The sequence below is a fragment of the Paenibacillus oryziterrae genome (assembly GCF_042610485.1).
Classification (GTDB): Bacteria; Bacillota; Bacilli; order Paenibacillales; family Paenibacillaceae; genus Paenibacillus_AQ.
On the sequence record NZ_JBGJZO010000004.1, the window covers coordinates 130,378 to 156,312 of the forward strand.

17 protein-coding genes are annotated in these 25,935 nt (G+C 48.5%); 8 read left to right on the top strand and 9 right to left on the bottom strand.

Going from position 1 to position 25,935, the window contains the following annotated elements; all coding sequences use genetic code 11:
- Positions 1 to 29 precede the first annotated feature (29 nt).
- Positions 30 to 2,339: a helicase C-terminal domain-containing protein gene (locus ACAN55_RS07240; protein ID WP_379130123.1), complete on the bottom strand. Its 2,310-nt coding sequence runs from the start codon at positions 2,337 to 2,339 to the stop codon at positions 30 to 32.
- Positions 2,340 to 2,539: 200 nt separating this feature from the next.
- Between ACAN55_RS07240 and ACAN55_RS07245 the strand changes: the two genes are divergently transcribed.
- Positions 2,540 to 4,435, top strand: coding sequence for an LTA synthase family protein (locus ACAN55_RS07245; protein WP_379130126.1), 1,896 nt, complete (start codon positions 2,540 to 2,542; stop codon positions 4,433 to 4,435).
- Positions 4,436 to 4,539: 104 nt separating this feature from the next.
- Here ACAN55_RS07245 and ACAN55_RS07250 read toward each other — a convergent pair whose 3' ends face one another.
- A complete protein-coding gene (locus tag ACAN55_RS07250; protein ID WP_379130128.1) occupies positions 4,540 to 4,971 on the bottom strand; it encodes a MarR family winged helix-turn-helix transcriptional regulator in 432 nt (143 codons plus the stop codon).
- A 508-nt stretch (positions 4,972 to 5,479) separates the two neighbouring features.
- On the opposite strand from ACAN55_RS07250, the gene ACAN55_RS07255 reads away from it, so the two are divergent.
- Positions 5,480 to 7,174 (top strand): methyl-accepting chemotaxis protein, encoded by a 1,695-nt coding sequence (locus ACAN55_RS07255; protein WP_379130131.1) that lies wholly within the window; start codon positions 5,480 to 5,482, stop codon positions 7,172 to 7,174.
- Between the two features lie 149 nt (positions 7,175 to 7,323).
- On the opposite strand, the gene ACAN55_RS07260 is transcribed toward ACAN55_RS07255, so the two are convergent.
- From ACAN55_RS07260 to ACAN55_RS07270, 3 genes are all read right to left on the bottom strand, one after another.
- The gene (locus tag ACAN55_RS07260) at positions 7,324 to 9,339 is read right to left on the bottom strand and encodes a bifunctional diguanylate cyclase/phosphodiesterase (protein WP_379130134.1); all 2,016 of its coding nucleotides are present in this window, start codon (positions 9,337 to 9,339) and stop codon (positions 7,324 to 7,326) included.
- 426 nt (positions 9,340 to 9,765) lie between these two features.
- Entirely contained in the window at positions 9,766 to 12,735 is a 2,970-nt protein-coding gene (locus ACAN55_RS07265) for an S-layer homology domain-containing protein (RefSeq protein WP_379130136.1), read from the bottom strand.
- Positions 12,736 to 12,816: 81 nt separating this feature from the next.
- On the bottom strand, positions 12,817 to 13,545 hold the full coding sequence (locus ACAN55_RS07270; RefSeq protein WP_379130139.1) for a hypothetical protein: 729 nt from the start codon (positions 13,543 to 13,545) through the stop codon (positions 12,817 to 12,819).
- Between the two features lie 418 nt (positions 13,546 to 13,963).
- Between ACAN55_RS07270 and ACAN55_RS07275 the strand changes: the two genes are divergently transcribed.
- Positions 13,964 to 15,331, top strand: a complete 1,368-nt coding sequence (locus ACAN55_RS07275; protein ID WP_379130142.1) for a dicarboxylate/amino acid:cation symporter — start codon at positions 13,964 to 13,966, stop codon at positions 15,329 to 15,331.
- Between the two features lie 64 nt (positions 15,332 to 15,395).
- Here the strand turns inward: ACAN55_RS07275 and ACAN55_RS07280 are convergent, their stop codons facing one another.
- The 4 genes from ACAN55_RS07280 to ACAN55_RS07295 all read right to left on the bottom strand — a co-directional run bounded on the left by ACAN55_RS07280 (position 15,396) and on the right by ACAN55_RS07295 (position 19,106).
- Positions 15,396 to 16,391 (bottom strand): Gfo/Idh/MocA family protein, encoded by a 996-nt coding sequence (locus ACAN55_RS07280; protein ID WP_379130145.1) that lies wholly within the window; start codon positions 16,389 to 16,391, stop codon positions 15,396 to 15,398.
- Between the two features lie 75 nt (positions 16,392 to 16,466).
- Entirely contained in the window at positions 16,467 to 17,420 is a 954-nt protein-coding gene (gene menA / locus ACAN55_RS07285) for a 1,4-dihydroxy-2-naphthoate polyprenyltransferase (protein ID WP_379130148.1), read from the bottom strand.
- Between the two features lie 6 nt (positions 17,421 to 17,426).
- Entirely contained in the window at positions 17,427 to 18,158 is a 732-nt protein-coding gene (locus ACAN55_RS07290; RefSeq protein WP_379130150.1) for a DUF6081 family protein, read from the bottom strand.
- 30 nt (positions 18,159 to 18,188) lie between these two features.
- Positions 18,189 to 19,106, bottom strand: a complete 918-nt coding sequence (locus tag ACAN55_RS07295; RefSeq protein WP_379130153.1) for a prenyltransferase — start codon at positions 19,104 to 19,106, stop codon at positions 18,189 to 18,191.
- Positions 19,107 to 19,275: 169 nt separating this feature from the next.
- On the opposite strand from ACAN55_RS07295, the gene ACAN55_RS07300 reads away from it, so the two are divergent.
- From ACAN55_RS07300 to ACAN55_RS07320, 5 genes are all read left to right on the top strand, one after another.
- On the top strand, positions 19,276 to 21,627 hold the full coding sequence (locus tag ACAN55_RS07300; RefSeq protein ID WP_379130155.1) for a bifunctional diguanylate cyclase/phosphodiesterase: 2,352 nt from the start codon (positions 19,276 to 19,278) through the stop codon (positions 21,625 to 21,627).
- Between the two features lie 124 nt (positions 21,628 to 21,751).
- Positions 21,752 to 22,375, top strand: coding sequence for an acetate uptake transporter (locus ACAN55_RS07305; protein ID WP_379130157.1), 624 nt, complete (start codon positions 21,752 to 21,754; stop codon positions 22,373 to 22,375).
- A 360-nt stretch (positions 22,376 to 22,735) separates the two neighbouring features.
- Positions 22,736 to 24,877: a bifunctional diguanylate cyclase/phosphodiesterase gene (locus tag ACAN55_RS07310; protein ID WP_379130160.1), complete on the top strand. Its 2,142-nt coding sequence runs from the start codon at positions 22,736 to 22,738 to the stop codon at positions 24,875 to 24,877.
- A 51-nt stretch (positions 24,878 to 24,928) separates the two neighbouring features.
- A complete protein-coding gene (locus ACAN55_RS07315) occupies positions 24,929 to 25,249 on the top strand; it encodes a hypothetical protein (protein WP_379130163.1) in 321 nt (106 codons plus the stop codon).
- Between the two features lie 161 nt (positions 25,250 to 25,410).
- Positions 25,411 to 25,887, top strand: coding sequence for a DsrE/DsrF/DrsH-like family protein (locus ACAN55_RS07320; RefSeq protein WP_379130166.1), 477 nt, complete (start codon positions 25,411 to 25,413; stop codon positions 25,885 to 25,887).
- Positions 25,888 to 25,935: the final 48 nt, after the last annotated feature.

The following is a 25,935-nucleotide window of genomic DNA, read 5'->3' on the forward strand; positions in this document are numbered from 1 at the left end:
AATGAATGTCTGACATCCATTATACGTTGTTATTTCAGCACCCGATAGTGTTGCCACTCCTCCGGCAGCAGCTGCTTATATGGACTTTGGAGAAAGCGGTCATCCGCAAGCACAATCACTCCCGTATCCTCTTCGCTGCGGATCAGCCGTCCCCCGGCCTGCAGCACCTTGCACATCCCGGGATAGACATAAGCATACTCAAACCCGTTCCTGTCCTGATTGTTAAAATATTGCCGCAGCAGATTGCGCTCCAGTCCTAACTGAGGCAGACCGACACCTACTACCATGACCCCATTTAACCGGTCGCCCGGCAGATCAACCCCCTCGGAGAAAATCCCGCCAAGCACTGCGAAGCCAAGAAGCGTCTCCTCCCGGTCCGGGCGGAAAGCCGCCAGAAAAGCTTCCCGCTCCTCCTCGCTCATCCCCTGACCTTGAAGCAGTGTCTGCACTTCCGGGTAACGCTCACTGAACACCTGGTATACTTCCTGTAGATAAAGATATGAGGGGAAAAACACCAGATAATTGCCTTTGACCATGACCATAGACATCAACGCCTCCGCAAGTGGGGTAAGCGACCTCTCACGGTCATGGTATCTCGTCGATACCGGCAGTACAGAAATCTCCCATTGCTCCCGGTAGAAAGGGGAAGATACCTTAAGGGTATAATCCTCTTCGCCGGCCCCCAGCATATCCCGGTAATAAGACATGGGGGACAGGGTTGCCGAGAACAAGATCCTGCTGCGGAAGCCTTTGGACATCTGACGCAACAGATGTGAAGGATCCAGATTGAACAGCTTCAGGTACACATCCCCCCTGCGCACCTCAGCATATGTAATGTAACGTTCGTCATAGGTTTTGAAAGTACGAAGCATTCCCTGGACGGCAAAATAAGCATCTAATAGACTCTCCCCCTCTTCTATAGAAGGTTCTGACATGAGGGTAACTGAAGGCAGAAGCAGTTCCTGCTCCGCTTCCGCCGCCAAAGCTTCCAGCAAAGGGGGAAGCTCCTCATGATATTTAGGCCACTGCCCTTGTCCCTCTTCATTGCAGCTTTTGCGCAGCGCGACAAAGAAGCGGTTCACTTCCTTGGCTGCATGGCTCAGCTTCCGGTTGCTGGCTTTGAACTGACGCTGAAGAGCCAGAAAGGGGGCCTTGGTAAGAGATGCTGAGAACATCTCCCGTCCCCGGTCCACCAGATTATGCGCTTCATCCACAAGCAGCACGCTGTCCTTCCGGCGCTCCTCGGCAAGACGTTTCAGGCTGATACGCGGATCGAAGATATAGTTGTAATCGCAGATAACGGCATCGCAGGCATACGCCGCATCGAGCGACAGCTCAAACGGGCAGACGGTATGCTTCTTGGCATAGCTGGCCAATACATCCCGGGTCATAAGTGTCTCATGCTCCAGAAGATCCAGAAGCGCCCCGTTGATCCGGTCATAATAGCCGTCTGCAAAAGGGCAATACTCCTTCGTGCAAAGTCCCTCCTCACGAAAGCACGCTTTCTCCTTGGCTGTAATGGTGATGGCATGCAGTTGCAGCCCCCGTGATATCAGCAGGGACATAGCTTCCTCTGCCGCCAGCCGTGTAACTGTCTTAGCTGTCAAATAGAACAGTACCTCACAATGTCCTTCACCCATTGCCTTGATAACAGGAAATATCGTGGACATCGTCTTTCCGATTCCCGTCGGCGCCTGGACAAACAGGCCCGCCCGCTCCGTCACCGCTTTGTACACCGAACCTGCCAGATTGCGCTGCCCGGACCGGTACGCCGGGAACGGAAAAGGCATTTCGCGGATGCTGTCATTTCTATGCTCATGATGCCTAAGAAGCATATCGGCGTAAGGAGCATACCCCCGAACCATCTCCTCCGCAAAGGCATCCAGTTCCTCTCTCGTATATCTCCGGTCCAGACTCATCTGCTCTTCACTTCCGGTGTGCACATAAGTAAGCCTAACATCCATCGCCGGGAGCGATTGCTCGGCAGCTATCATATAAGCGTACATAACCGCCTGTGCCCAATGAACAGGTCGGCCTTCTGCCAGCCTATCCAGCGGTTCTGCTGTGGATTTAATTTCTTCTACTATTAGCGTTCCCGCGTCCGATATCAGCAGCCCGTCACAGCGGCCGTCAATCCTAAAGAGCAGCCCGCTGTACGGGATCTCCGCCTTCACATATACTTCTTTTTGGTCCTTCTCTTGATACTGCTTCTGCACCTTTTGATGAATACGCGTTCCTTCCGCCATGGAGGCCGTACTGCGGAATCCCGGCTCGATGCTGCCGCTGCGGAAGCAATACTCCACAAGCGATCTGACCGAAATAGACACTGTATGGTTCATGCCGTCTTCCCTCCTCAGCGCTGAAGTATCAATTTGTTCCAGTCGTCATATTTGCCCTTTTTCCGTGATATACTTCGGTCTGGCGGCAATGGCATTACCTCCGGCCAGTAATCTTCCGTTTACTTAATCATGAATAAAGATACTGTAATTCTCTAATTTTGACATTCAAGGTGCCGCACTTCATAATAAATTTAATTACCATGGAGTTTTTATGTCTTTGCATCATCCAGAAAGAAGGCGAAGCTGTGTCATTCATTAACGGAAAACGCTGGATTGTGAAACCTTTTATCTTTTTCACCTTGATTTTTATCTTAAAAAGCTTCCTGGCATGGGGTGTTATATTCGGAGATATGCTTCCCTGGAAATCGCTGCTGACAGAGATTCCTTTTGTGTGGGCGCTTTTTTGCCTGATTGAACGCTTCGCTTCCAAACGGAAGCTGGGGTATTACATGACCGTTAATTTGCTGGTAACCGCGATATTTTTTGCAGCCATCATGTATTTTAAATATTACGGAGTGATTGTGACCTATCATGCCCTGGAGCAGGTAAACCAGGTGACTGCCGTACGCAACAGCGTCTTCTCCCTGATGGACCCGTATTATCTGCTTATTTTCTTGGACATCATCGTCCTGGGCTATTACTTCTTCCGCAATAAAAAAGGCCGGGATTTGAAAAAACAGATCAACCGCAAGGGCCGCAAAGGTCTCGTTACCGTATTATTTGTCATCTCACTCGGCCTGTGTCTCTTTAATGTGCTTCCTAATAAAGCAAGTATGAATGAGATCAAAAAAGCACAGGAAATGGGTATTCTTAATTATGAGGCTTATACCATATTTGCTCAAGAGAAACCGGAACCCGTTAAAGCCAGTGAAATTACGCAGGATGTGATTGATCAGCTTAAAGGCACCACTGAGGTCATTAACCCACAACTAGAGGGCACAGCCAAAGGCAAGAACCTGATTATCATCCAAATGGAATCCTTCCAGAACTTCCTGCTCGGGCTTACGATAGACGGCAAGGAAATCACACCTAACTTGAACCAGTTTATGAAGGATAGTCTTTATTTCCCTAACTTCTATCAGATGGTTGGCCAGGGTAATACCTCAGATGCAGAGTTTGTGGTCAATACTTCCTTCTACATCCCGCCACGCGGTGCAGCAACCATGACCTATGTAGACAAGAAACTGCCGAGCTTGCCTCGTCTGCTGCAGGATAACGGATATCAGACGGCCACGTTCCATACCAATGATGTGGAGTTCTGGAACCGCGGGGAGCTCTACAGTGCACTGGGCTGGGAGCATTATTACGATCATAAATTTTTCGGTGATGAGGATGCTTTTTTCTTCGGCGCTTCGGATGAAGTACTCTACCGCAAAACCTCCGAGAAGCTGAAGGAAATGAGTGATAGCGGTCAGCCTTTCTATGCTCAGGTTATTTCCATGTCCTCTCACCATCCGTTCACCATTCCGGAAGACAAATACCGGATGAAGCTGCCGGAACGTTACGAAGGAACCTTCGTTGGTGATTATGTGCGTGCCCAGAACTATGCAGATGAGGCCTTTGGCCAATTCGTAGATGAACTGAAAGCAAACGGTCTATGGGATACAAGTGTAATCATGGTTTACGGCGACCACATGGGCTTGCCGATTTATTCCCTGGACCATGATGATAAAGAGCTGATGACCGAAATTTACGGATATGAGTACAGCTACACGAATATGACTAATATCCCGCTGATGATCCACGGTTCCGGCAATACCGAGCCACAGGTTCTGGAGCAGGTAGGCGGTGAAATTGATATCATGCCTACAGCAGCAGGATTGCTGGGCGTCTCTATGGAGAACAACATTCATTTCGGCCAGAATTTGCTGAACCAGACCTACAATATCTTGCCGGAGCGTTATTACCTGCCATCCGGATCGTTCATTGGCACATCAGGACTCCTGATTCCAGGGAACAGCTTTGAGGACAATACCCAATATCCGCTGGTTACCGGAGGCCCGGCGCCTACTGCAACAGAGGATGAATATAACCGCGCATTAGAGCTGCTTCATCTATCTGACAGCTATGTAACCCAACTACCGGATAAGAATTAAGCAAGATGACAAAAGGGAGTGTACCGAAGCCATCGTCATGGCCTTTGGTACACTCCCTTTATTCAAGAGCAGCCTCGTGTTTTGCCGGGCACTCCTAATCAGAGCTATCTTTCCTGCCTCTCTACCATATCGAAATAACCCGCAAAGCTCTCCAACTCTTCCAGGGTCAATATGGACAAGTGCTCACGCAGCAGCTGTTTCGAACGTTTTTGCCCTTCCTGAAGAACAGTATAGCCTTTCTCTGTCAGCGAGACCATTACAGCTCTCCGGTCATTCTCATCCATCTCACGGATCGTCAGTCCGAGCAGTTCCATCCGGTCGAGCATTACGGTGATGGCACTCGATTTAACCTCCATCTTCTCCGCCAGCCGCACTACCTTCGATTTCTCTTCACTAGCGATTATGTTCAGCAGTGAGTACTGTGGGAAGGTTAGCCCTAATTCCTTGTTCAGTGCCATCCTGGAGATGATCTTCCGCTGCACTCTCCACATAGAAAGTCCAATGCGATCAACCAGCAGATCCATATGTTGTGTCATTCAGTTCAGCTCCCGGTTAATTGTCATAAGCTAAGCGTAACATCTTATCGAAATCGAATTCAATATCCCGTGTCCAAATTGATGGAATCAGACGTAATAAGTTCTATATATAAGCTGAACTTAAGATCTTTACCATTTGGGCTAGGTCGTAACTACGGTGGATGTTTGGACTCCGGCCGCTGTTGTCTCCCGATTTCTAGATTAAAACCCGCTGGTAGCGGTTGAAATCCGGAGACAAAGGCGGACGCTACCGCTCCTCCAGTTCCAAATATCCCTCTACGTTATGTTAAGTTATTTAGTTCTTTCTATTTATTCAAGAAATATGAGTGTATACTTACACCCGAATTTTCGTATATACTTTGTAGTACAGTTGTCTTACAGAAAAGAGCATTATTCGACACCAAAATACAACGTCCCTTTTGATGCCCTGTTTACATTACTACGATATAATCGTAGCAGTGGAACTAAGATCTACTGTACATAATTTGTCGAGGTTGGTGGAAAAAACATGAAGTTGGCAACTAAGTTAGCGTGGATGATGCTTTCTGTATTGCTTCTAGTCGGTTCATCCATAGGATTCTTTGGTTATCGCACAGCTCACAATCAGGTTGATGAAGCTGCTGGTATTGAATTAGTAGGATGCGCCAATATTACGACAGGCCTTGTGAATCCCGCGGATATTACCGCTTTAGCCGCAGGTGATACCAGTAAGCTTGCCGAAATTGAGAAGCAGATCGGCTGGATTAAAGAACATAAACCCATATTTAAAGAAGCTTTCATTCTATCCCTGGACGGTAAAATCCTCGCTGCCGACAAAAGCTTTCAGGAGAGAGGATACAAAGCCGGAGATACCTTCTACTTTAACGAAGAAGACAAGAACATGATTAACACGATGAAGCATTCCACGTATTCTAAAATATATACCTATAAAGGCACCTCACTAAAAACGGGATATGGACCTATCTATCAGGACCATGATCCTTCGAAACCGATTATTGCACTGATGGCTATTAACTTTGACGGACCTCTGATTCAAGAACGGACCATGGACATTATCATTCAACCTTTTATTATCGGTAGCTCGATCCTAATTATTGCTATCATTATAGCTTATCTCCTGATCCGCCGGATGGTCAGCCCGCTTTCCAAGCTGACGGATTCCGTAAATCTGGTCGCCCAAGGTGACCTCACCCACGATCCAATTCTGTTCAACAGCAAGGATGAGATTGGCACCTTAGCCCGTGACTTTAACGACATGACCAAAAGTCTGCGCAATCTGATTACCGAAGTGAATGATACCTCTATTCAGGTCGCCTCTTCCTCACAAGAGTTGTCTGCTAGCGCCCAGGAAACCAACCGGGCTGGTGAACACAGCGTAAATATTACCATCGAACTTGCCGATGGGTCACAGACCCAGCTGCGCAATTTGGAAGGCAGCTATCAAGCCGTACAGAGCATGTCCCGGTTCATTAGCGAAATTGCTGACAATGCCGACAGCGCCATGAACCACGCCGCCACTAATACGGACAAGGCACGAACCGGACGGGAATCCATGGATTCTACGACTACCCAAATGGAGGTCGTGAGCGAGAGTATTACCGATCTTTCCGGTATCATCGATGCTCTATCCAGTCATTCAAAGGAAATTGAGAGTATTGTCGGCACAATTGCAGGCATTGCAGAGGAGACCAACCTTCTATCACTGAATGCCGCCATTGAAGCCGCTCGTGCAGGCGAAGAAGGCCGCGGATTTGCTGTTGTAGCGAATTCCGTACGTAAGCTTGCAGACCGTTCCGCGAAGTCTGCGGCACAAATTGGCGAGCTCGTCAGCCTCATCGTAGGGCAAATGGATAAAGCAGGGGAAACAATGAAGGTGTCGACTCAGGAGATGAGCCACGGCAAGGAGATGATCATCGCTGCAGGCCGTTCCTTCGCCGAGATCGAGAATTCCGTAACCGACATGGCGGCACAGAGCCAGCAGATCTCCGCAACCGTACGCCAGCTGTCTGATATCTCCAGCGGACTTGTAAAGTCGATTCAGAACATTGTGAGTGTATCTAACCAGACTGCTGCAGGTGCAGAGAGCCTATCCGCTTCTTCCCAGGAGCAATTAGCGGCAATGGAAGAGGTTGAAGCTTCAGCTACCTTCCTGTCCTCATTAGCAGACAAGCTTCACACGCTGGTAGACCAGTTCAAAGTATAATTCAGTTATGAAGGAAGGGTGCCTAAAGCCAGCTTGGCTAAGGCACCCTTCCTTTTTATTTCCCTATTCACACAAAATAAGAGCAATCCCTACGCAGATCTCCGCGTAAGGATTGCTCTTGCCGTTTCTGGACTATGTAATTCATTGCTTCAACTAACTGCCTTATTATCCATAAACCATTGGCCCAGCTCATATACCGGCATTGGTTTGCCGTAATAGTAACCCTGCATGACCCGGCAGCCCAAAGACTGAAGCAACTCAATCTGCTCAGGAGTTTCGACTCCTTCAGCAATGACTTCCATATTGAGGTTGGCCGCGATAGCAATAATATTGCTTATAATGGCTTTCTTGGAGTGCATCTTACTCTTTCGGATAAAGACTTGGTCAATTTTAAGCGTATTAATTGGTATTTCATCCAGATTGCCCAGCGATGAGAAGCCCGTTCCGAAATCGTCCAAGGATACTCTAACACCAAGCGTGCGGAGTTTGGACAGTAATGCTACAGTCTCCTCCATATTATTCATGGCAATCGATTCGGTGATCTCAAGCTCCAGAAAGTGGGGCTCAAGGCCGGAACGTGATAGCGCCTCTTCAACAATCTCGTATAAGCTTTCACCCTCAAACATCCGGGCTGACATATTAATCGATACGGCGACTGAAGCAATATTCTCCTTATGCCAGAGCATATTCTGACTGCATACCTCGTGCAGCATCCAATACGTTATCGGTACAATAAGCCCGGTCTCCTCGGCAATCGGAATGAATTCAACTGGCGAGATCATGCCATGCTCCGGATGCCTCCAGCGCAGCAGTGATTCCAGGCCAACAGCCACATTCATTACCGAATCCCATTTCGGCTGGTATACCACCATAAACTCGGAACGGGCCAGTGCCTTACGCAGATCCTTCTCAAGGGACATCCGACGTAGCTGATGACGGTTCATCTCCTGATCAAAAACACTAAGCTTGTTCTTGCCCGAATCCTTGGACATGTACAGTGCCGTATCCGCTGCCTTCATCAGTGACGAGCGGTCTTTGCCGTGGTTAGGAGTTAGGCTTATGCCTACACTTGCCGTAACATACAGCTCATTACCCTCAATGCTGTAGTATTTCTTGAGTTCCTGCAGAACGTGCTCTGCTTTCTCCACCGCAGCTTCCGGCATACAATGAGGGAGAGCCACCAAAAACTCGTCACCGCCAAGCCGGAACACTTTACCACTGTCTCCGATACAGTACTGAAGTCTATGCGCGACCTCCTGGAGCAGCATATCTCCAATATCATGGCCCAGTGTATCATTGATAGACTTGAAACGGTCCAAATCTATAAAGAATACAGCACCCGGAGACTCGCTGAAGAATTCATTCTCAAAGTACCTCTCCAGTCCATGCCGGTTAGGAAGCTCTGTGAGCGGATCATGATAGGCCATACGCTCCAGTACATTCCGATCCAGAAACACAGCACCGCCAGAGACCAGGAACATAAACAGCGTTACCAGAGAAACACCCGTCAAGAGGATAACATCGGTTTGTGCCAAAAAAGGCTTTACTCCCAGCCACGCATCATATTCAAATTGGCTGGTCCGGATACTGGTATAGTGTAACCCTGTAATAGCCACACCAATAAACAACGCGAAGTACCTTTTCCATCGTCCGATGCCAGGATACTCCTTGAATTTATAGATAAGAAAGATTCCGACGTAGCATGCCGAAATAGCGATCAATACCGAAAGAACCTGAGATGGCATGTGATAGTGAAGCGTTGCTTCCATCTTCATCGATGACATTCCCGTATAATGCATTCCGGAGATGCCGCCCCCAAGAATCAGGCCACCCACAATTAAACGCCAAAGAGCAGGGTGAGGAGCAAAGATAAAACGAAGCGACACATAAGAGCACATTATACCGATCAGAATAGACAGCACCGATAACCTGGAATCATAACTGATCTCAAATGGCAGGCGACCGGACAAAATTCCGACAAAATGTGTTGCCCATATTCCGCTTCCCAGTACACAAGCACCCGAAATAAACCATAAATTGCGAATTTTCCCCGTCGAACGGGATCCTTGTAAAATAAGGTTCAAGGCGGAGTAAGCCGCTGTCACCGCAAGGGCAAATGATAAAAAAACAATGCCAATATTATAGTGGATTCCCATTTGATCCATCAGTCAACCTCTTCACCCGTAAGATAATTATCGTAATCGCTGCAGTGCATTTCTTAGAAGGTTCAGTACACGAATATTAGATAAATGGAAGAGTGCGTAAAGATTATAGGCTATCCTAAGAAAAAACCATTCCGGCATAAAGACGAGAAAATGATTATGCAGAAATTTATAAGCCTTTCGGCATTTATAAAAAAGCAACTTTAGGTGTAATTTTACCCTGAATTCAGCAGACTGTCTAAGAAAATACTGGGTTTTTCGCCCTTTTTTTTAAGCAGGCAAAAATTGTCCATATTTGACGCAATATCCAGCTTGAACTTGCAAATCCCGACTCCGGCCATAAAAAAGAGTGGCCCTTGTGGGCCACCCTCTTCTGTACAATCTTTAGAGCGAAAAACAGGCTTATGCGAAGATTTACGAAGTATGCTTCTATTGCGAAAGCAGATTATAAATCACCTGGGCGGCTTGGGCTCTCGTGGATAACCCTAGCGGATTAAGCTTACCTTGATCCCCTTCGATAATTCCACCTTTGGAAAGAGCTTGGAGCGCTTCCCGGGCATAACCGGAGATGAGACCGGCGTCGATATAAGTGTTCAGATCGGCCGTATTAGTACCAGCAGGCACTTCTCCCAAAACCTCAAGTGAACGGTAGAGCAGTGTGAATAGCTCTTGGCGTGTAATGGGTGCATCCGGCTTGAACTGATTCTCCCCGGCCCCGGTTGCCACTCCCAGACGCTTGGCAGCTGCCAGATAAGGCGTATAATACGTGCTGCCCGCATCAGAGAAGTTATCAGCACCCTCGCCGTCTGGTGCTACTCCATATGCTTTTAAGAGCAGAACGATAAATTGCCCCCTCGTTATCTCACCGGCTGGATTATAGTTCCCTGCATCCGTACCGGAGGTAATCTCTCTTGCAGCCAGGAAGCTTACGGCAGGACTGTACCAGGATGAACGTGCCACATCAGTAAATGCTACTTTGTTGTGTCCGATTATATATTGCGAGAAATGCGTAGTCACAAACTCCACACTGCCCGTAGCGGCGTTATATCTGCCCCGTACATGATCCAGTCCGCCAGAGCTATTGATATAGTAAATGATAATAGAATTCGGATCCTCACCGGTCTGCAGTGTGTAGGGCACGCTGACACTAACTTTACCTCCGAACGCCGAGACCTTGCTGTCCCCCGCCTTTACGGACAGGTCGTAGACCGGTCTGTCTCCGAGTACAGCCTTGCCTTCATCCGTTAAAGAAACCTTCGCGATCGCGATACTGATATCACCATTATTGGCCGCTCCGCTGATGCTTGCTACGGACTTGGCGTCAAAAGTAATTGTGCCTCCTTGCTCGTAGTTCACCTTAAGCGCCGCCTTGGTACCTGAGGCCACACTATTAAAAGCAGTTCTCGGTACAGTTAACTCAGCAGTCTTCGTGTCGGCAGATGTAGAGAGCTTGATCTCGATTGCCCCGGTTTTGCCTTCCGCCTCAGCCTTTTTCACTGTTTCCACAAGACCTGATATCGCATCTGCGGCAACGGTCGCTGTGGTCACTCCTGTTGCGGCATCTGTTTTGGAAGAAGCCGATACTACGGCTGTTACCGTATTACCAGATGCTGCCGCTGGTGCCCCGGTGTTAAGAGGAGCACTGGTAGGTGCAGGAGTAGGGCTGCTCCCGCCAGGCGAACCGGCTCCAGGACTTGCCGGTACCGTACTGGCAGGTACCACAATCTCTACAGATTGACCCGCCGGATAGGATACCGCCACGGCACCCGCCGCTGTCGTTGGTCCCTGGTAGCCGTAAGTTGCGGCATACCTCACTAGGTAAGTGCCTGGTGCAAGGCCAGTGATGGTATCTGCTGCGGCTGGTACCGCAGTGTACGCGGATGCACCCGTTAGCTTATACTCAAGCACTCTTTTGTTCACACCTTTAATTTGTCCATCTGTACTGCCGACCGTGCTGGGAGCCTGAGCGGATAATCCGGTAGGCACCGTTTCCAGTTTGGAGAGAACCGTATCCAGCGCTTTGATGTAGTTGGTGTATCTAGCACCGACGGGATAGTCCTGATAAACGTAGTCCGGTTGTATGCTCGACCATGTATACATAAGTTCGATATGCCCCAGTACAGGTGCGCTTGCACCGTTTGCATCCTTGTTGTCTTTATTGTAGGTGAAGAAATAAGGGACCTGAAGACGGTCGCCAGTGACGGTGCCTGAACTACCGGTATAGCTTATCGTATTTTTAGCTATAGTGGTCGGATCAAGCGCGAAGGCCGTTTTATTCTGGGTTTGAATATTCGATAAATAAGTGCTGACCAGATCCACATACAGCTTGGCGTATGGATGATTATTCGTTCTGATCTGAAGCGTATCCGTCTTATGCGGAGTATCCACAGGATTATTAACCGGCTGGGCAACAGTCACGCCAGCATCCAGCTTGGTGTCGAAGAAATATATCTTCTGGATATTATATTTCTTGGCATATGCATTGATATATTTAATGACCGCCTGGGTATTCGGGCACCAAGAGCCGCCAAACAGGAACGCATAGTTGCCTTCACTGGCCAGGATCTTCGTCAGTTGATGATAAGTCACATGTTCATAAACAAGCGTCTCCTGCTGGTCGGTGAAGATTGTCGGCTTTCCGGGATTCTCATTCTCATAATTCCTATTGAAGGCTGCTTTAATGTAAGCAGAAGAGTCAATGACAGAGAAGGATGAGCCGGCACTCAGTACCTCTTCAACATCAGCCTTATACTGAGTCACCAGATTCGGATCTGCCTGAAGTTCACTCTGAGTGGGGCTTTCACTTAAATAGGAGATGATTGGTGCGCTATTGCGGTCCGTATCGAGGTGGTCCTTGTTATATACGAACAGGAAGGGTGCTTCCACCTTGTTGGCGGTTATCGTGGTTCCCGCATTATCGTAGCTCACGTTATGCTCCGGGATGGTCTTATCGTAGAGATTCAGATTAGTCAGGTACTTATTGATCAGGTCCACATATTTATTGGCGTAAGGGTTGCTGGTATCCGCGATATCGAAGCTGTTGCCATCAAGTTTGGTATCGAAGTTATAAATGGCTGAAACATTCAATTCCTTGGCAACCTCATTGATATGTCCAATTACAGCCTGGGTATTCTCGCTCCAAGAGCCGCCGACAAGAACCGCATACGTACCTTCACTCTCAAACAAATTAACGATATCTTCATATGTAGCTGTCTTGAATACATGAGGAGTTCCCGCTAAGGCCGGGTATACATTCTGAAAATAATCAAACGTGCTTACGGATGGAGAACTGCTGCCGGAAGCTTCAGCTACACCGTTTTGACCTTGGACGACCGGAAGAACCAAAAGAGATACCGCTAGCAGCAGCGACAGGATGACCTTAGACTTGAATCGTTTCATTAGGGGTTGCACCTCGATTTCTTATAATTTTCGGCACCAGCCGGGCTTGCCGCCTGATGCCGTTCAGATCTTAGCTCTTCATTATTCCGGGCAATCTTCCTCTGCCGATCCTGAAGAAGCGGGTGCAGCCGGCGGTTGGGCTTGTGGCGCAGGTGCTGATACCGTTTCAGTGGTTCCTGATGAACCAGCATTAGATTCAGAGGAGGTGCTATTTGTGCTGGATGAAGCTTTGACTACCTCTGTTGTAGAGAAGGTTATAGTCTTCTTGGCAGAAGTGGTTTGGGTGGAAGGTGCGGCTGTTGCTTTCGGTTGAGCTGATGCTGCGGGAGCATTAGCTTCCGGAGCTTTAACAGCCACTGCCGTTTGTACTGTAGAAGCCGGTTTTGGGGCTGCGGACGGACTGGATTGCGTTTTGACCAGCTGCTCCACGGCTGCATTCACCTTTGATGTTTCTGAGGCTGGTGCTGGCGCATTCAGTTCAACCTGGGTACCGGAGGTTACAACCGAAGCTGTCTCATCCGCCGCGGCGGAAGCAGCTTGCTGACTAGTGGCTTCCACCTGCGGAGCCGCACTTGCTTCAGGCTGGGCAGCCGGGGCCGTTGCTGCTACAGCCGTATCCACCGCAGTCTGGACAGCAGCCGTTACCTGTCCTTCCGGGGCGGTGGTATGACCTTGGTCTACTGCAACGACCGTTCCTGTATTCTCATCCAACAGCACGGTTTCCGGTGTTGTCTTGGTTGAGACGGCGGCATATGTCAGCACCGAGAAGGCTACGGTTGCTGTAATTACGGATATCGTGATCTTCTTCATAATTGTTATCATCCTTTCAGAAACAGCAATAAGACTTAACGCAGTACGCCGTAACGTACGCATTAAATCTCTGGCTGTCCAGTAGATTCGTCCTCTTACACCATCAACCATCAATCTTCTTCTACTTCTGCACCTGTCCGCTATTCCCCCTCCTTCATTCCACAAAAAAGAGGTCCAACAAAACGCTGTGCGCGCTTCAGTTGAACCTCCGGCTGTCCAGTGGATTCCACTATTTCCTGTGATATATGTTACATAATATTCACATAAATTGTCTTTGTCAATATTAATTTTATTATTCTTATGTATTTTGTCGGATTTATTTTTTTATCTTGAAAACCCATTGACTTTATGGTTTTTTGCGGATAGATTAATTTCATTATTCACATCAAATAAGTTGGTATTGGGAGGGTTGCAAGGAATGAACATAGACAACAATTTGCTTACGGCATTTGAAACGAACTGGTACGGTCTCGTCGTGTCGATCTTTGTATTCGGGCTGCTATTTTATTTAGCACGCAGGCGTATCGGGTTCGGGACCCGAGTAATTATCGGACTTGTAATTGGTTTAGCCGCAGGAATCTTCTTTCAGAATTTAGAATTCGAAACCAAGGCGATCACCACATTCGGCAGCATCTATGTCAGTCTGATCCGCATGCTGGTCATTCCTCTGGTGTTCGTGCTGGTCCTGAACAGCATTTCATCCTTAACCAATCTGGAGTATCTGCGCAAAATCGGATTCAAGACCTTCGCATGGTTCCTCGGAACAACAGGGGTTGCCTCCATTATTGGACTAAGCGTCGCTCTCTTGTTCAACCCCGGCCAAGGCATCCAGCAGGAAGTTCCGGCTGATTTCGCCGCCCGGGATATTCCAACCTTCACCGAGGTTATTCTGGATCTCGTGCCCTCCAACCCGGTGAATGAAGCAGCAACCGGCAAGGTTGTGCCTCTGTTGATCTTCGCTATTTTCCTGGCCGTAGCCATTATTAAGGTCGGCACCAGGAAGCCGGAAGCCGTCAAACCTGTACGTGACCTGATTGAATCTTTGACATTGGTGATGCATCAGCTCGTCAAGTTCATTATCCGATTGACCCCATATGGCGTATTCGCACTGATTGCCGGAATTACAGCCCGTTATGGCTGGGACACGCTCCAGGAATTAGGCAGCGTGATTATCGCTTCTTACGTCGCCTTGATTATTCACTTCGTCCTGGTGTTTGGCGGTTTGGTGTTACTGGTTGCCAAAGTCAATCCCATCCGGTTCTTCCGTAAAATCTATCCGACCATCGCCGTCGCTTTCACCACTCGCAGCAGCTACGCTACGCTTCCGGTCAATCTGGAGGTCATCACCAAACGGCTGCATGTATCCCCGCGTATCGCCAGCTTCGTGGCTCCTTTAGGTGCCTCCGTCAACTTTAATGGCTGTGGGGGAGTATGGCCGGCTATTGTGGCTGTATTCACCGCCCAAGTATTTGGCATTGATTTAGGTGTGACAGACTACATTACGTTAGTCTTAGTCAGCATTATCTCTTCCATTGGCGTAGCAGGCGTTCCGGGGCCAGCTGTCATCTCCACGACCGTTGTGTTGACCGCACTTGGCCTGCCGCTTGAAGGTATTGCCATCGTTGCAGGTGTTGAAGCGCTCATTGATATGGGCCGGACGGCTGTCAATGCATCCGGAACCGCCGTGACCGCCTTGCTTGTCGGTCATTCGGAAGGAGAATTCGACCGCGAAGCCTTTAACGGCAAGGACAACGAAGACGATATCCTGGCTAACGCTGTGTATTAATTCCCGGTACCTATCAAAGACCTCCGTGCCTGTTCATATTCAGGACACGGAGGTTTTGTATTGTTTATTCCAGAAGGCTGATTCTGGCCCGTTCCCTGGCGGAACGGAGGCATGTCTCAATCAGCTTCATATTTCGTACGGCATCCTCGGGCTGATACCGGGGCGTTCCCCCAAAGACCTCAGCTGCAAAGTCATCAGCTTGTCTGACATAAGGATTGGCCCCTGTTGCCTTGATGGTACGTACCTCTTCGCCTGTATATAACAGGAAGTCAGCATCCTCTTCCCGGGCGTTAAATGGCATGGGTACCTCAATCCGGCCGTCAGTGCCTGTGATCTCCAGCAGTTGACGGTTGTACGCCCACATGCCGCAGTCAAAGATCAGGCTTAAATTACCCGGAAATTCCACGAGTCCCGAAGCCATCATATCCACATGATCATGCTCCGGTGAGAACAGGGCATGAACCGTAACTGCCTCCGGCTCCATCCCGTAGATCAGTCTTGCAGCACTTAGCGGATAACAACCGACATCATATAAAGATCCGCCGCCCCAGGCTGACCGGAAACGGATATTATCCGGGTCAGAAGCATCGTTATAGGTAAACGTCCCACGGATCGACCGCAGTTCCCCGATTTCCCCGCCTGCAATGATCCCAAGCAGCTCGTGAATCCGCGGATGATGGCGGTACATAAAGGCTTCCGCCAAGTGTACCCCCGCTTTCCTGCAGGCATCCACCATCTCTGCCGCTTCCGTACTGCTGAGTGCGATCGGCTTCTCGCATAACACATGCTTGCCCGCTTCGGCTGCGCGGATGACCCATTCCCGGTGCAGGTGGTTTGGGAGGGGGATGTACACAGCGTCAATCTCCTGATCGTTCAGCAGTTCCTCATAGCTCCCGTACGGCTTGACCTCACCGAACATTGCAGCAACCTTGCTGCTCTTCTCCAATGACCGGCTGGCGACCGCCTTGATCACTCCAGTTGCCGATTCAGCAATAGCGGGCATCACGGAGCCAGTCGCAATCTGTGCACACCCCAGAATACCCCAACGAAGCTGTTTCATCTTCCGCACACACCTTTCTACATATAGACTTATAGGCAGAGAATGGGAGGATCATCCGGGCTCTGCCCTGGCTAGTTAACTCCAGTTACTGATCAGTACAGCGGTCACGAGAACCACTATACGAGCGGCACTCATCAGAACGAAATTTTTAACGGAAAGAATAAAGGTGGACGCCTTGTCTGGATTTCTGGTGAAAGCAGCAATATTTCGGCGAAGCGGGATCAGAGTCAGCAGCACCGGCAGGACGAGCAGGAGATTCACCTTGAGCACCAGCAGCACGATCAAATCGATATAAGATACATAATAGAGCAGTTTGAACAGTACAAGCGCATTCTCACGTCCGATGTAGACAGGCAAGGTGTATCTGCGGTTCTCGATATCCTCTTCAATATCACAAATATTGTTGGCCAGCATAATTCCGGCAATCCCCAGAATCGCCGGGACAGAGAACCAGAATAAATACAATACCTCGGTCAAATGGATATGCAGCTGAACCCAGCCATCCCGGATCAACAAGCTAACCACAGTGTCGTCTGTATGAATGTAAGCTGAGATGAAAATAATTACAAACCCCATAAACAATCCCGAGAACAGCTCACCCAGGGGCATTCTTGAGATAGGAATCGGCCCGAACGAATACAGAATCCCGATTAGAAAGGACAAACCCCCCAGCAGGAATACCAGCAGTCCGGTTTCGCTCACCAACGCAATCCCTCCACCGGCAGCAAGCAGCAGCAATAGGATAATCGTGGTTACAACCACACTCTCCTTCAGCTTGTGGTGAACGATTGCGTTATGCGTCTCATAGCCGTAACCATGCGTCCGGGATGCTTTTTTATAATCATAATAATTGTTAATCGCTGTAGTCGCCATGTCGAAGCTTAGAAGAGAAATGAACATGAACAGCGCACGAAGGACATAGAAATCCTCAAACCGGTACAGAGCATACAACGTCCCCAAAAGAAACGGGATCATGCTGGCCACCTTAGTCTGGATTTCAACAAATCTCAAGAAACTCCGCAGATTCACAGCCCATCACCCTTCAGACGTCGTGACAGTAATCGGCGACCACTCGGCAATAACCGTCTGTCCATGTGCGGATACACTGCCTTCCGGCGACAAATCCTTTTCCGTCATAATCCCCAGAGCAATCGTGAAGCGGTTCAACTTGACCGGCACATTAGACTCACGGCGCACTTCTCGTCCATTCACATAGAATACAGCTTCATCATTCCCCCGGTGATAGGTAATTTTGTACGTGTTAAACTCGCGGGGCTTAAAATCCGTATCTTCTTTAAAAATGCAGAAATATTTCGTCCCGCTGGTATCCGGCACCTGTACTCCCGGGAAGGGCAGCACTCCGTACACACTGGCGTATTTATCATTCCCGGCAAAAAAATCGAGCGCAGCGCCCGTGGAGAAGTCCAGCAGGTTAAGCGAAACATACCCGTCGTACAAGTCACCCGGTGCTGTCCACTGCGTCCGCGAGCGGATCTGCAGCTCAAAGCTTATTTCTCCATGCTCCGGCACTTCCACCGGCTCTGCTGAATAATACATATGCTTGGCATTATCCAGGATCTGCACCTGATGATTCTGGCGGGTAATAGCCGCGCGTACATACAAAATACCGTTGCGTACGATGACGACAGCCTCCGGCTCCCGGTAAGCCCAGAATGAGCCGTCAGGCAGGGTGAATCCACCCGTCTTCCACACTTCCCCCTCCGATAAAATCGTATGAAAATCGCCGATAACCATCTGCTTGTCCATAATATCTCTCTCTTTCTGTATTGGGTTTGGTTAAAGTAGTCCCTGGATGATCAGGGCTATTGTCATAATGGATCCGCAACGGATCGACGCCTGAAGCGAAGCTCCCATCAGTGGAAGATACGCTGGCGATGGATTGTGTGATTTCAGACCCCGGTAGACCTGAATCGGCGGTACGGCAGTTAACAGCGCAAGCAGCGCATAAACCGGAAGAACCTCCATCGCTACACAAATTACTAGTGAGGCATACGCGGCAAACAGCAGTACACGGGAGAATAGAAGCCCCTTGCGCTCTCCCCATACCACAACCAGTGTCTTTTTCCCTGCCTGACGGTCAGCCTTCCAGTGCAGGAAATGGTGATTGAAGAGCAGCAGCGTGGTCAGAAGCCCTACAGGCAGTGACAGCAGCACCGGCTTCGTACTGAACTGTCCGGTCTGAACGAAATAGGCGCCCATGACGGGCATCAGGCCAAAAGACAGGAAAATAGCCATTTCACTATAGCCTTTGCCACGGTAACCGAAGCGAAGCGGCGGGGCTACATAGAAGTAAGCGATTAGAGCGCCGCCGGCAACGAACCAGAGGACTTCGGGTCCACTGTATATGCTAAGCACCGCTCCGCAGACCACAGCTACTGAAAGCAGGCTCCAGGTCATCCAGGCGAAAATTCGTTCCGAAAGCACACCCCCGGATAAAAATCCTGAATTGGTGGTAATTATGTCAGGTGTATGTTGCGCTTCCACATCCGTTCCATTCCGGTAATCCCAAAGATCATTAACCATATTGGAGAATAAATGTGCCGCAGCAGCTCCAACAAAGGTCAGTACAAACAAAAACGGATGAAATGTTCTTTCCCAAACATAAGCCCCTGCAGCTCCGAGTACGATCGGTACAAGCATGACAGGAATGACTCCAAACCGGGATGCTTTCTTAAATAAGGTCCATTTGTCCATAGCCCAGCTTATCGCCTCCTATTATTATATGATAATAATTATCATTAAATCATTATACATCTTATTTCAAATTTTAGGGGGGTTTTACTCTGCCAAATAAGCCCTGATCATGCTACACTACATCTATAAGATGTACACATCCTGTTACGCCATATACAAGGGGAAACCTATGAATCTACGAAAGCAAATTGGTATATTTATCGCAGGCATAGCTCTGCTTGGAATGGGAGTTACGTATGTATTCATCCACCTCATTTTATTAAACCGCTTTGACAAGCTGGATGAGGCAGACCTTCGGCACAGCATGCAACACATCGTTGCTTCTTATTACGATGAACTGCTGACGATGAAGACAAGCCTGCTGAATTATTCCATGTGGGATGAGACCTCCCAATTTGTCTCCTCTGCTTCACCCGAGCAAGACAATAGCCAGAATCCCTATGTCCTAAGTAACTATGACAATGCCACATATAATAGTAATCGCTTCCATATCATTCTGCTGTTAAACAACCGTGGAGAAGCTGTGTATGGAGGCTCTTATACTTCTGAAGGAGAGACTGCTGCGCTGCCCCAGGAATTCATTAAGCTGTTGTCAAAGGCAAGCAAGCAGTCTGCACTCAAAGGCCCTTCAGACAGCCGGTCGGGAATCGTGCTTCTCGATAAAAAGCCCATGTTAATAACCTTCTTGCCAGTAGTAGAAAGCGATACTGACGAAACCATTGAAGGTACCGCTATCGCCGGCAGATGGCTTGACGAAGAGGAGATTGCAATAATCGGACGCCAAAGCCCTCTGGGTATCCACATTACTCCGATTGGTCCTGACGAAATTGAACAAAGTAAGGGCCGGCTCACCTGGACAAGATCCCGGAGCGGGAATCTCTTGAGCATGAACACGGTTATTAATGACATATTTGGGAATCCTGCAATTATTCTGTCCATGGATCAACCCCGGGCTATTTATCAAAGCGGACTTCATTCGGTCCGGAATTTCCGGCTCATTTATTTCGCAATCACCTTATTTACCAGCTTTGTCATTGTCCTTTATGTGAACCGCTCCATCCTGAAGCGAATGGCATCTTTAATCCGGAATATTCGGGCAATCAGCAGCAGCCACGACTTATCCATCCGTATTCATAGCACCGGAAAAGATGAATTTAGCGACGTGGAGCAGGAATTTAACAACATGATCTCCTCCTTGCAATCTGCGCAGGACAAGCTGAGGCTGCAGGCAACTCTCGATCCGCTAACCCAGCTTCCCAACCGCACCTATTTTTTCGTGAAGCTTAATGAAGTTATTGAGCAAGCGAAAGTAAACCATACGCTGGTTGGACTGTTATTTATAGATATTGATCATTTCAAGACAGTTAACGATAGATGGGGACATGACTACGGTGACGCCCTTCTTAAAGAAATTGCCGGACGAATCACTGGAGCCGTGGGCAATGATGGTCTGGTCTCACGCCTTGGCGGAGATGAGTTCATTATTCTGCTGACAGATATCGGAGAGAACAATCCCTTATCGGAGCATATATCCAGGCTGCTCGAAGCACTCTCCGCTCCGCATCTGATTCACGGTCATACAGTAATCAGCACAGTCAGTATCGGAGCAAGTGTGTACCCGGAGAACGGGATGAATGCAGAGTTGCTCGTCAAACACGCGGATTTGGCCATGTTTCATGTGAAGCAATCCGGGCGAAATAACTTCTTCCAATATTCAGATGCTCTGCAGGGAAGCATCCGCCGGAAGAAACTGCTTGGACAGCAATTATTGTCCGCGGTAGCCAACGGAGAATTAGAAGTTCATTATCAGCCTATACTATCCACTACCACTATGGAGATTACTAAATTGGAGGCTCTGTTGCGTTGGAACAACCCCACTTACGGCGCTGTCTCTCCAGCCGAATTCATTCCGCTGGCGGAATCCAACGGGTCTATTGTCAAGATTGGCCGCTGGGTATTTAAGCAGGTATGCAGCGACCTTTGCAGCTTTCACGAGCAGGGCTTTCTTTTGAAAGCCGCCGTCAATATCTCTGCCGTACAGCTCATGCAGCCTGAACTGCAGGATGAACTGTTACATGCCTTGAAAGAGAGTGGTCTCTCTCCGTCCTGCTTTGAACTTGAAATCACTGAAAGCGTCCTGATGTCCGGAGACAGCTTCTTTACAACCTTGCAGCTTCTCAGGGGCCATGGCTTCCGTATATCTCTGGATGACTTCGGAACGGGCTTCTCCTCCTTAAGTTATCTGCGGCGGTTCCCTGTAGATGTCATCAAGATCGATCGTTCTTTCATTACAGAAATCACCCCTGAGCAGACGGATGATACACTTGTCAAAGCGATCATCGAGCTCAGTCATAATCTTGGATTGTCTGTTGTTTCTGAAGGGGTAGAACTTGTGACACAGTTCGACATGCTACGTAATCTTGGAAGTGATGAACTGCAAGGATATTACATCAGCAGGCCATTGAGAACATCAGGAATCATTTCCTTTTTGTCACAGGATACTCCAAATTACGACAAATAATGAGCGCATCCCTTATAGGCAATTTCTCGTCAATATGATATGATAGGCAAGCTTATGGTAGCCGCATCAAGCAATGCTGTCCTTCGAGCGAACACTTTTATGAATATTGGAGGCTTTAACTTTTATGTCAGCACAACCGCAAGCTACACAATCTGTCAAACTTGTCACTGCCGACCCTAGTGCCATCGGCCTATTCGGATTGGCTATTGTCACACTGGTCGCTTCTTCCCAAAAACTCGAAATCACCACAGGCCTCAGCTACGTTCTTCCATGGGCAGTCTTCCTCGGCGCATTCGCGCAGCTCTTTGCCTGCATTCAGGATGCCAAACACAACAATACGTTCGGCATGACGGCTTTCGGAGCTTATGCCTTTTTCTGGTTCAGCATGGCCGGCAGCTGGTTGATTAAACTCGGTGTGTTTGGAGCTACTCTGGCTGATGCCATTGATCCCAAGCAACTTGGTTTCGCCTTCCTTGGCTACCTGGTATTCACACTGTTCATGACCATCGGAGCCGTGGAGACGAACAAGGTTCTGCTAACCATTTTTGTATTGATCGACTTTTTATTCCTTGGTTTAATGCTTGATTCCTTCGGAGTTGCCGCTGAATTCTTCCACAAGCTGGCTGCTGTATCCGAGTTTGCTATCGCTATTGTATCGCTTTATGGTTGTGGCGCTTCCGTATTGAACGCGCATTTCGGACGCCAGTTCCTTCCGATCGGAGCCCCGCTTCGCATCTTCAAAAAATAATGTGTTATCCGCAAGCATAAGGTGTACCGCCCCGGGTGCCGGCAACTCTGCCGTATGACCCTATTGTCCCCCCGGGACGGTATCCGCTTTTCCGAAATATACCTACCCTCAAAGATTGATACAAACCTATACATATATTTCTGAATAACGGATTTACGTGGTGTCGGCTACTTCGTGCGATACCCGTCTATCCTTTTTTTATTTTCTCGGAATTATTGAGGATTTCTCCTTGCGCATTAGCTTTAAAAATGACATGCTATACTCATCTACGACAATTCTCGACATTTTTCTGAAGGCTTGGGAAACGTTCTTTCATGTAACCGCAATTTATGTTGGTATTTTGTATATCGGAGGCAATTCATGGCTTTTATTAACAAGAAGCCTTTAACGATCATTCTCGGCTTTCTAGTCGTTCTTCAAATCTCATTGTTCTACTACTATAACTTATCGGTGAAACGAGAATACGAGTCTCTGCATGCCGATTTGTCCTCACAGGCTATCATGCTAACATCGAACATTGAAGAGAGAGTGTCGATTGTCAAAGGTGTCAGCTCATTCATACAAACGGTCGGCTTTAATGCCAATCCAGACGTCATAAATCAATATCTATCCGTTACCTACAATAATTCCAAACATCTAATGAACATCCTGGTCGCACCGAACGGCGTTATTAGCTATCTCTATCCGATTGCCGGTAATTCGGCCATTCTTAATAAAAACCTTCTGCTAGACCCTGCGCTGTCCACTCCCGGCTTGATTCAAGAAACCTTGCGGACACGGGAGATTACTGTAGACGGTCCCCGAATTCTCGTTCAAGGAAACAACGGGATGGTGATTCGGCAGGCGCTTTACCAAGGCGACACCTTTACCGGTATCGTCTCCGTCACGCTGAGCATTGATGACATTGTCAAACAGTTTCTCCTTAAGGATTCTGGGGTCTATGTCACCAAGGTGGACGGAACCTATCTTTTTGGTACGGAAGCCATCGGGACAGGTCCGCAAATCACCGTACCTATTCATTTCTATAATCAAAGCTGGAAGATGGGCATTACCGTGGACCCGCAAAAGAAATGGCTGATTCTGCGGGATACGCTGGCGATAGATTTCTCATTCCTGATCATACTGGCTTTTGTCCTATATGTACTATGGCAACAAAGCAGGTTCAACCGGGAGCTCGAACGTGTAGTCAGTATCCGCACCCGTGATCTGCGCGTATCCGAGCGCCTCTATGAGAAGCTTGCTTACTATGACAGTCTTACAGAAATCCCGAACCGCCGTTATTTCATGGATGAGTTCGACAGGCTGCTGCAGACTGCGGATCCTACCCAGACCTATACATTGTTCTTTTTCGACCTCAACAAGTTCAAGGAAATCAACGACACGCTGGGCCATTCCACAGGTGATCAAGTTATAAAAACGTTGGCTAAGCGTATCTCAGCCGGGAATTTACCTTGCCGGATGTTCGCCCGGACAGGTGGTGATGAGTTCGTGATGCTGTTCGAAGATCTTCCGCACGAGCAAATCGCTGTTATCGCCGATCAGATCAGCTCATTAATTTCCGCTACGCTGTATATTTCAGGCGCGCAGTTGAACCTGTCCACCAGTATTGGAATAGCGCTCTACCCGGAGCACTCCGAGAACAAAGAGGACCTGCTGAAATTCGCAGACATGTCGATGTATCAGGCCAAATTACAGGACGGAACCGATTATTTCCTGTTTAACTGGGAGCTCCGGGAGAAGCTTGAGCAAAAAACGATGATTGCCAAATATCTTCATTCCGCACTGGAGAACAATGAATTCGTACTTCACTACCAGCCGCAGGTGAACGCCGTCACCGGGGAAATCACCGGTCTTGAAGCACTTATTCGCTGGAATCACCCCGAGAAGGGACTGCTCGGGCCGGGATATTTCATCACTGCCGTAGAGGAAGCAGGGCTGATGATCCAGCTTACCGATTGGGTCATCCGCGAGGTGTGCAGACAGCTGTGTGATTGGCGCAACGACGGTATGAAGCCGCTGCGGACTTCGATTAATATTTCGAACAGCTGGTTCTACAACCGAAATCTGCTGGAGAATTTGTTCTCCATACTCGATCAGTACCAACTGGATAGCGATGTCCTGGAATTTGAGATTACGGAGAGCACCGCGTTACTTGAGGAGCATTATCCATTGCTCCAGCAAATGCGTGACCGCGGTATTGTCGTATCCATCGACGACTTTGGGACAAAGTATTCCTCACTTAATTACCTGAAGCACTTCCCGGTGAACAAAATTAAGATCGACCGTACATTTATCACCGGTATCGGAGTCAGCTCCATTGATGAGACGATCATCAAGTCGATGGTTTATGTTGCCTCCCAGCTCGGCTATGATCTCATTGCCGAAGGCGTGGAGACACAGGAGCAGGCCGATTTCCTGATTCAGCATGAATGCCCGCATATTCAGGGGTTCCACTTCTATAAACCGCTGCCGGCGGTTGAAATTCGCAAGCTATTCGGTTAATCGCTATAATATAAGATAAACTTACAGGTAATTTCAGAAAGGATTTTGAAGATGAATGGTTTTACTAATTCCGATCTGCTGGGAATAGCAATTTTTGCGCTGATATTAATCCTGCTTGCTTACCGTTTCATCAAAGGCATGCCTAAGGTAATTAATATCTCCGCAATGCGCAGAAGAATGCTCACCTGGTTCCAGGTTGCTCTTGTATTGACGGTCTTGCAACTAAATTTCAAGTCCGGCGACTGGGGATTCGCAGTAATCCTCGGACTCATCGTGCTGTTCACAGGAAGCATCTGGTACGCGGCACGGTATTACGATATACGGCGCCCTGCAGATCCGGAAGAAGCTGCGGCGGAGCCGGACAAACAATAACACCCATAGCTTCAGATTCGCCAAAGTTCCCGTACAGGGAACTTTTTTCTTTATCCAGCCAGAACTATCAGTTCAACCCGGGAAAAGAGAACACCCGAATACCCAAACCTTCACAGAACCATACTAAAGTCATTCCAAGAAATAACGGAGGCGGCTTATCTATGGGCAAAAAAATCAATCTGCTGATGTTCAGCGGAGAATACGATAAAGCGATGGCAGGATTAATTCTCGCCAATGCGGCGAGGGATATTGATGTGGAGGTCACGATGTTTTTTGCATTCTGGGGACTGTTTCTGGTCCGCGATCCGGAGAATATGACTCTTGAGGATAAAACGATTTATGAGAAGATCATGGATGTTGTTACACCTAAGGGCCCGGAGCAATTGCCGCTCTCGCGGATGAATTTCAGCGGACTTGGCCGGCTGATGCTGGAGGAGATGATGGAGGACCAGGGTGCACCGAAACTGATCCATTTCCTGAAAGGCGCACGCAAAAAAAACATCAAGTTCTACGCCTGCAAACTTTCGGTGGAGATTATGGGCTTTAAGCCGGAGGAGCTGCTGCCCGAAGTTGAGATAATCGAAGCTTCCGCTTACTTAAAGGACGCTCTCGACAGCGACATTCAGCTGTTCATCTAATCCTTATAGGCATTAACCTATTTCCTGAGCACAGCATATACTGAGTCC

Excerpts from the sequence above, each read along its gene's own strand:
- ACAN55_RS07270 (WP_379130139.1), bottom strand. The coding sequence starts at position 13,545 with ATGAAGAAGATCACGATATCCGTAATTACAGCAACCGTAGCCTTCTCG.
- ACAN55_RS07265 (WP_379130136.1), bottom strand. The coding sequence starts at position 12,735 with ATGAAACGATTCAAGTCTAAGGTCATCCTGTCGCTGCTGCTAGCGGTA.
- ACAN55_RS07255 (WP_379130131.1), top strand. The coding sequence starts at position 5,480 with ATGAAGTTGGCAACTAAGTTAGCGTGGATGATGCTTTCTGTATTGCTT.
- ACAN55_RS07290 (WP_379130150.1), bottom strand. The coding sequence starts at position 18,158 with ATGGACAAGCAGATGGTTATCGGCGATTTTCATACGATTTTATCGGAG.
- ACAN55_RS07250 (WP_379130128.1), bottom strand. The coding sequence starts at position 4,971 with ATGACACAACATATGGATCTGCTGGTTGATCGCATTGGACTTTCTATG.
- ACAN55_RS07310 (WP_379130160.1), top strand. The coding sequence starts at position 22,736 with ATGGCTTTTATTAACAAGAAGCCTTTAACGATCATTCTCGGCTTTCTA.
- ACAN55_RS07305 (WP_379130157.1), top strand. The coding sequence starts at position 21,752 with ATGTCAGCACAACCGCAAGCTACACAATCTGTCAAACTTGTCACTGCC.
- ACAN55_RS07260 (WP_379130134.1), bottom strand. The coding sequence starts at position 9,339 with ATGGATCAAATGGGAATCCACTATAATATTGGCATTGTTTTTTTATCA.
- ACAN55_RS07295 (WP_379130153.1), bottom strand. The coding sequence starts at position 19,106 with ATGGACAAATGGACCTTATTTAAGAAAGCATCCCGGTTTGGAGTCATT.
- ACAN55_RS07280 (WP_379130145.1), bottom strand. The coding sequence starts at position 16,391 with ATGAAACAGCTTCGTTGGGGTATTCTGGGGTGTGCACAGATTGCGACT.
- ACAN55_RS07245 (WP_379130126.1), top strand. The coding sequence starts at position 2,540 with ATGGAGTTTTTATGTCTTTGCATCATCCAGAAAGAAGGCGAAGCTGTG.
- ACAN55_RS07275 (WP_379130142.1), top strand. The coding sequence starts at position 13,964 with ATGAACATAGACAACAATTTGCTTACGGCATTTGAAACGAACTGGTAC.
- ACAN55_RS07240 (WP_379130123.1), bottom strand. The coding sequence starts at position 2,339 with ATGAACCATACAGTGTCTATTTCGGTCAGATCGCTTGTGGAGTATTGC.
- ACAN55_RS07320 (WP_379130166.1), top strand. The coding sequence starts at position 25,411 with ATGGGCAAAAAAATCAATCTGCTGATGTTCAGCGGAGAATACGATAAA.
- ACAN55_RS07300 (WP_379130155.1), top strand. The coding sequence starts at position 19,276 with ATGAATCTACGAAAGCAAATTGGTATATTTATCGCAGGCATAGCTCTG.
- ACAN55_RS07315 (WP_379130163.1), top strand. The coding sequence starts at position 24,929 with ATGAATGGTTTTACTAATTCCGATCTGCTGGGAATAGCAATTTTTGCG.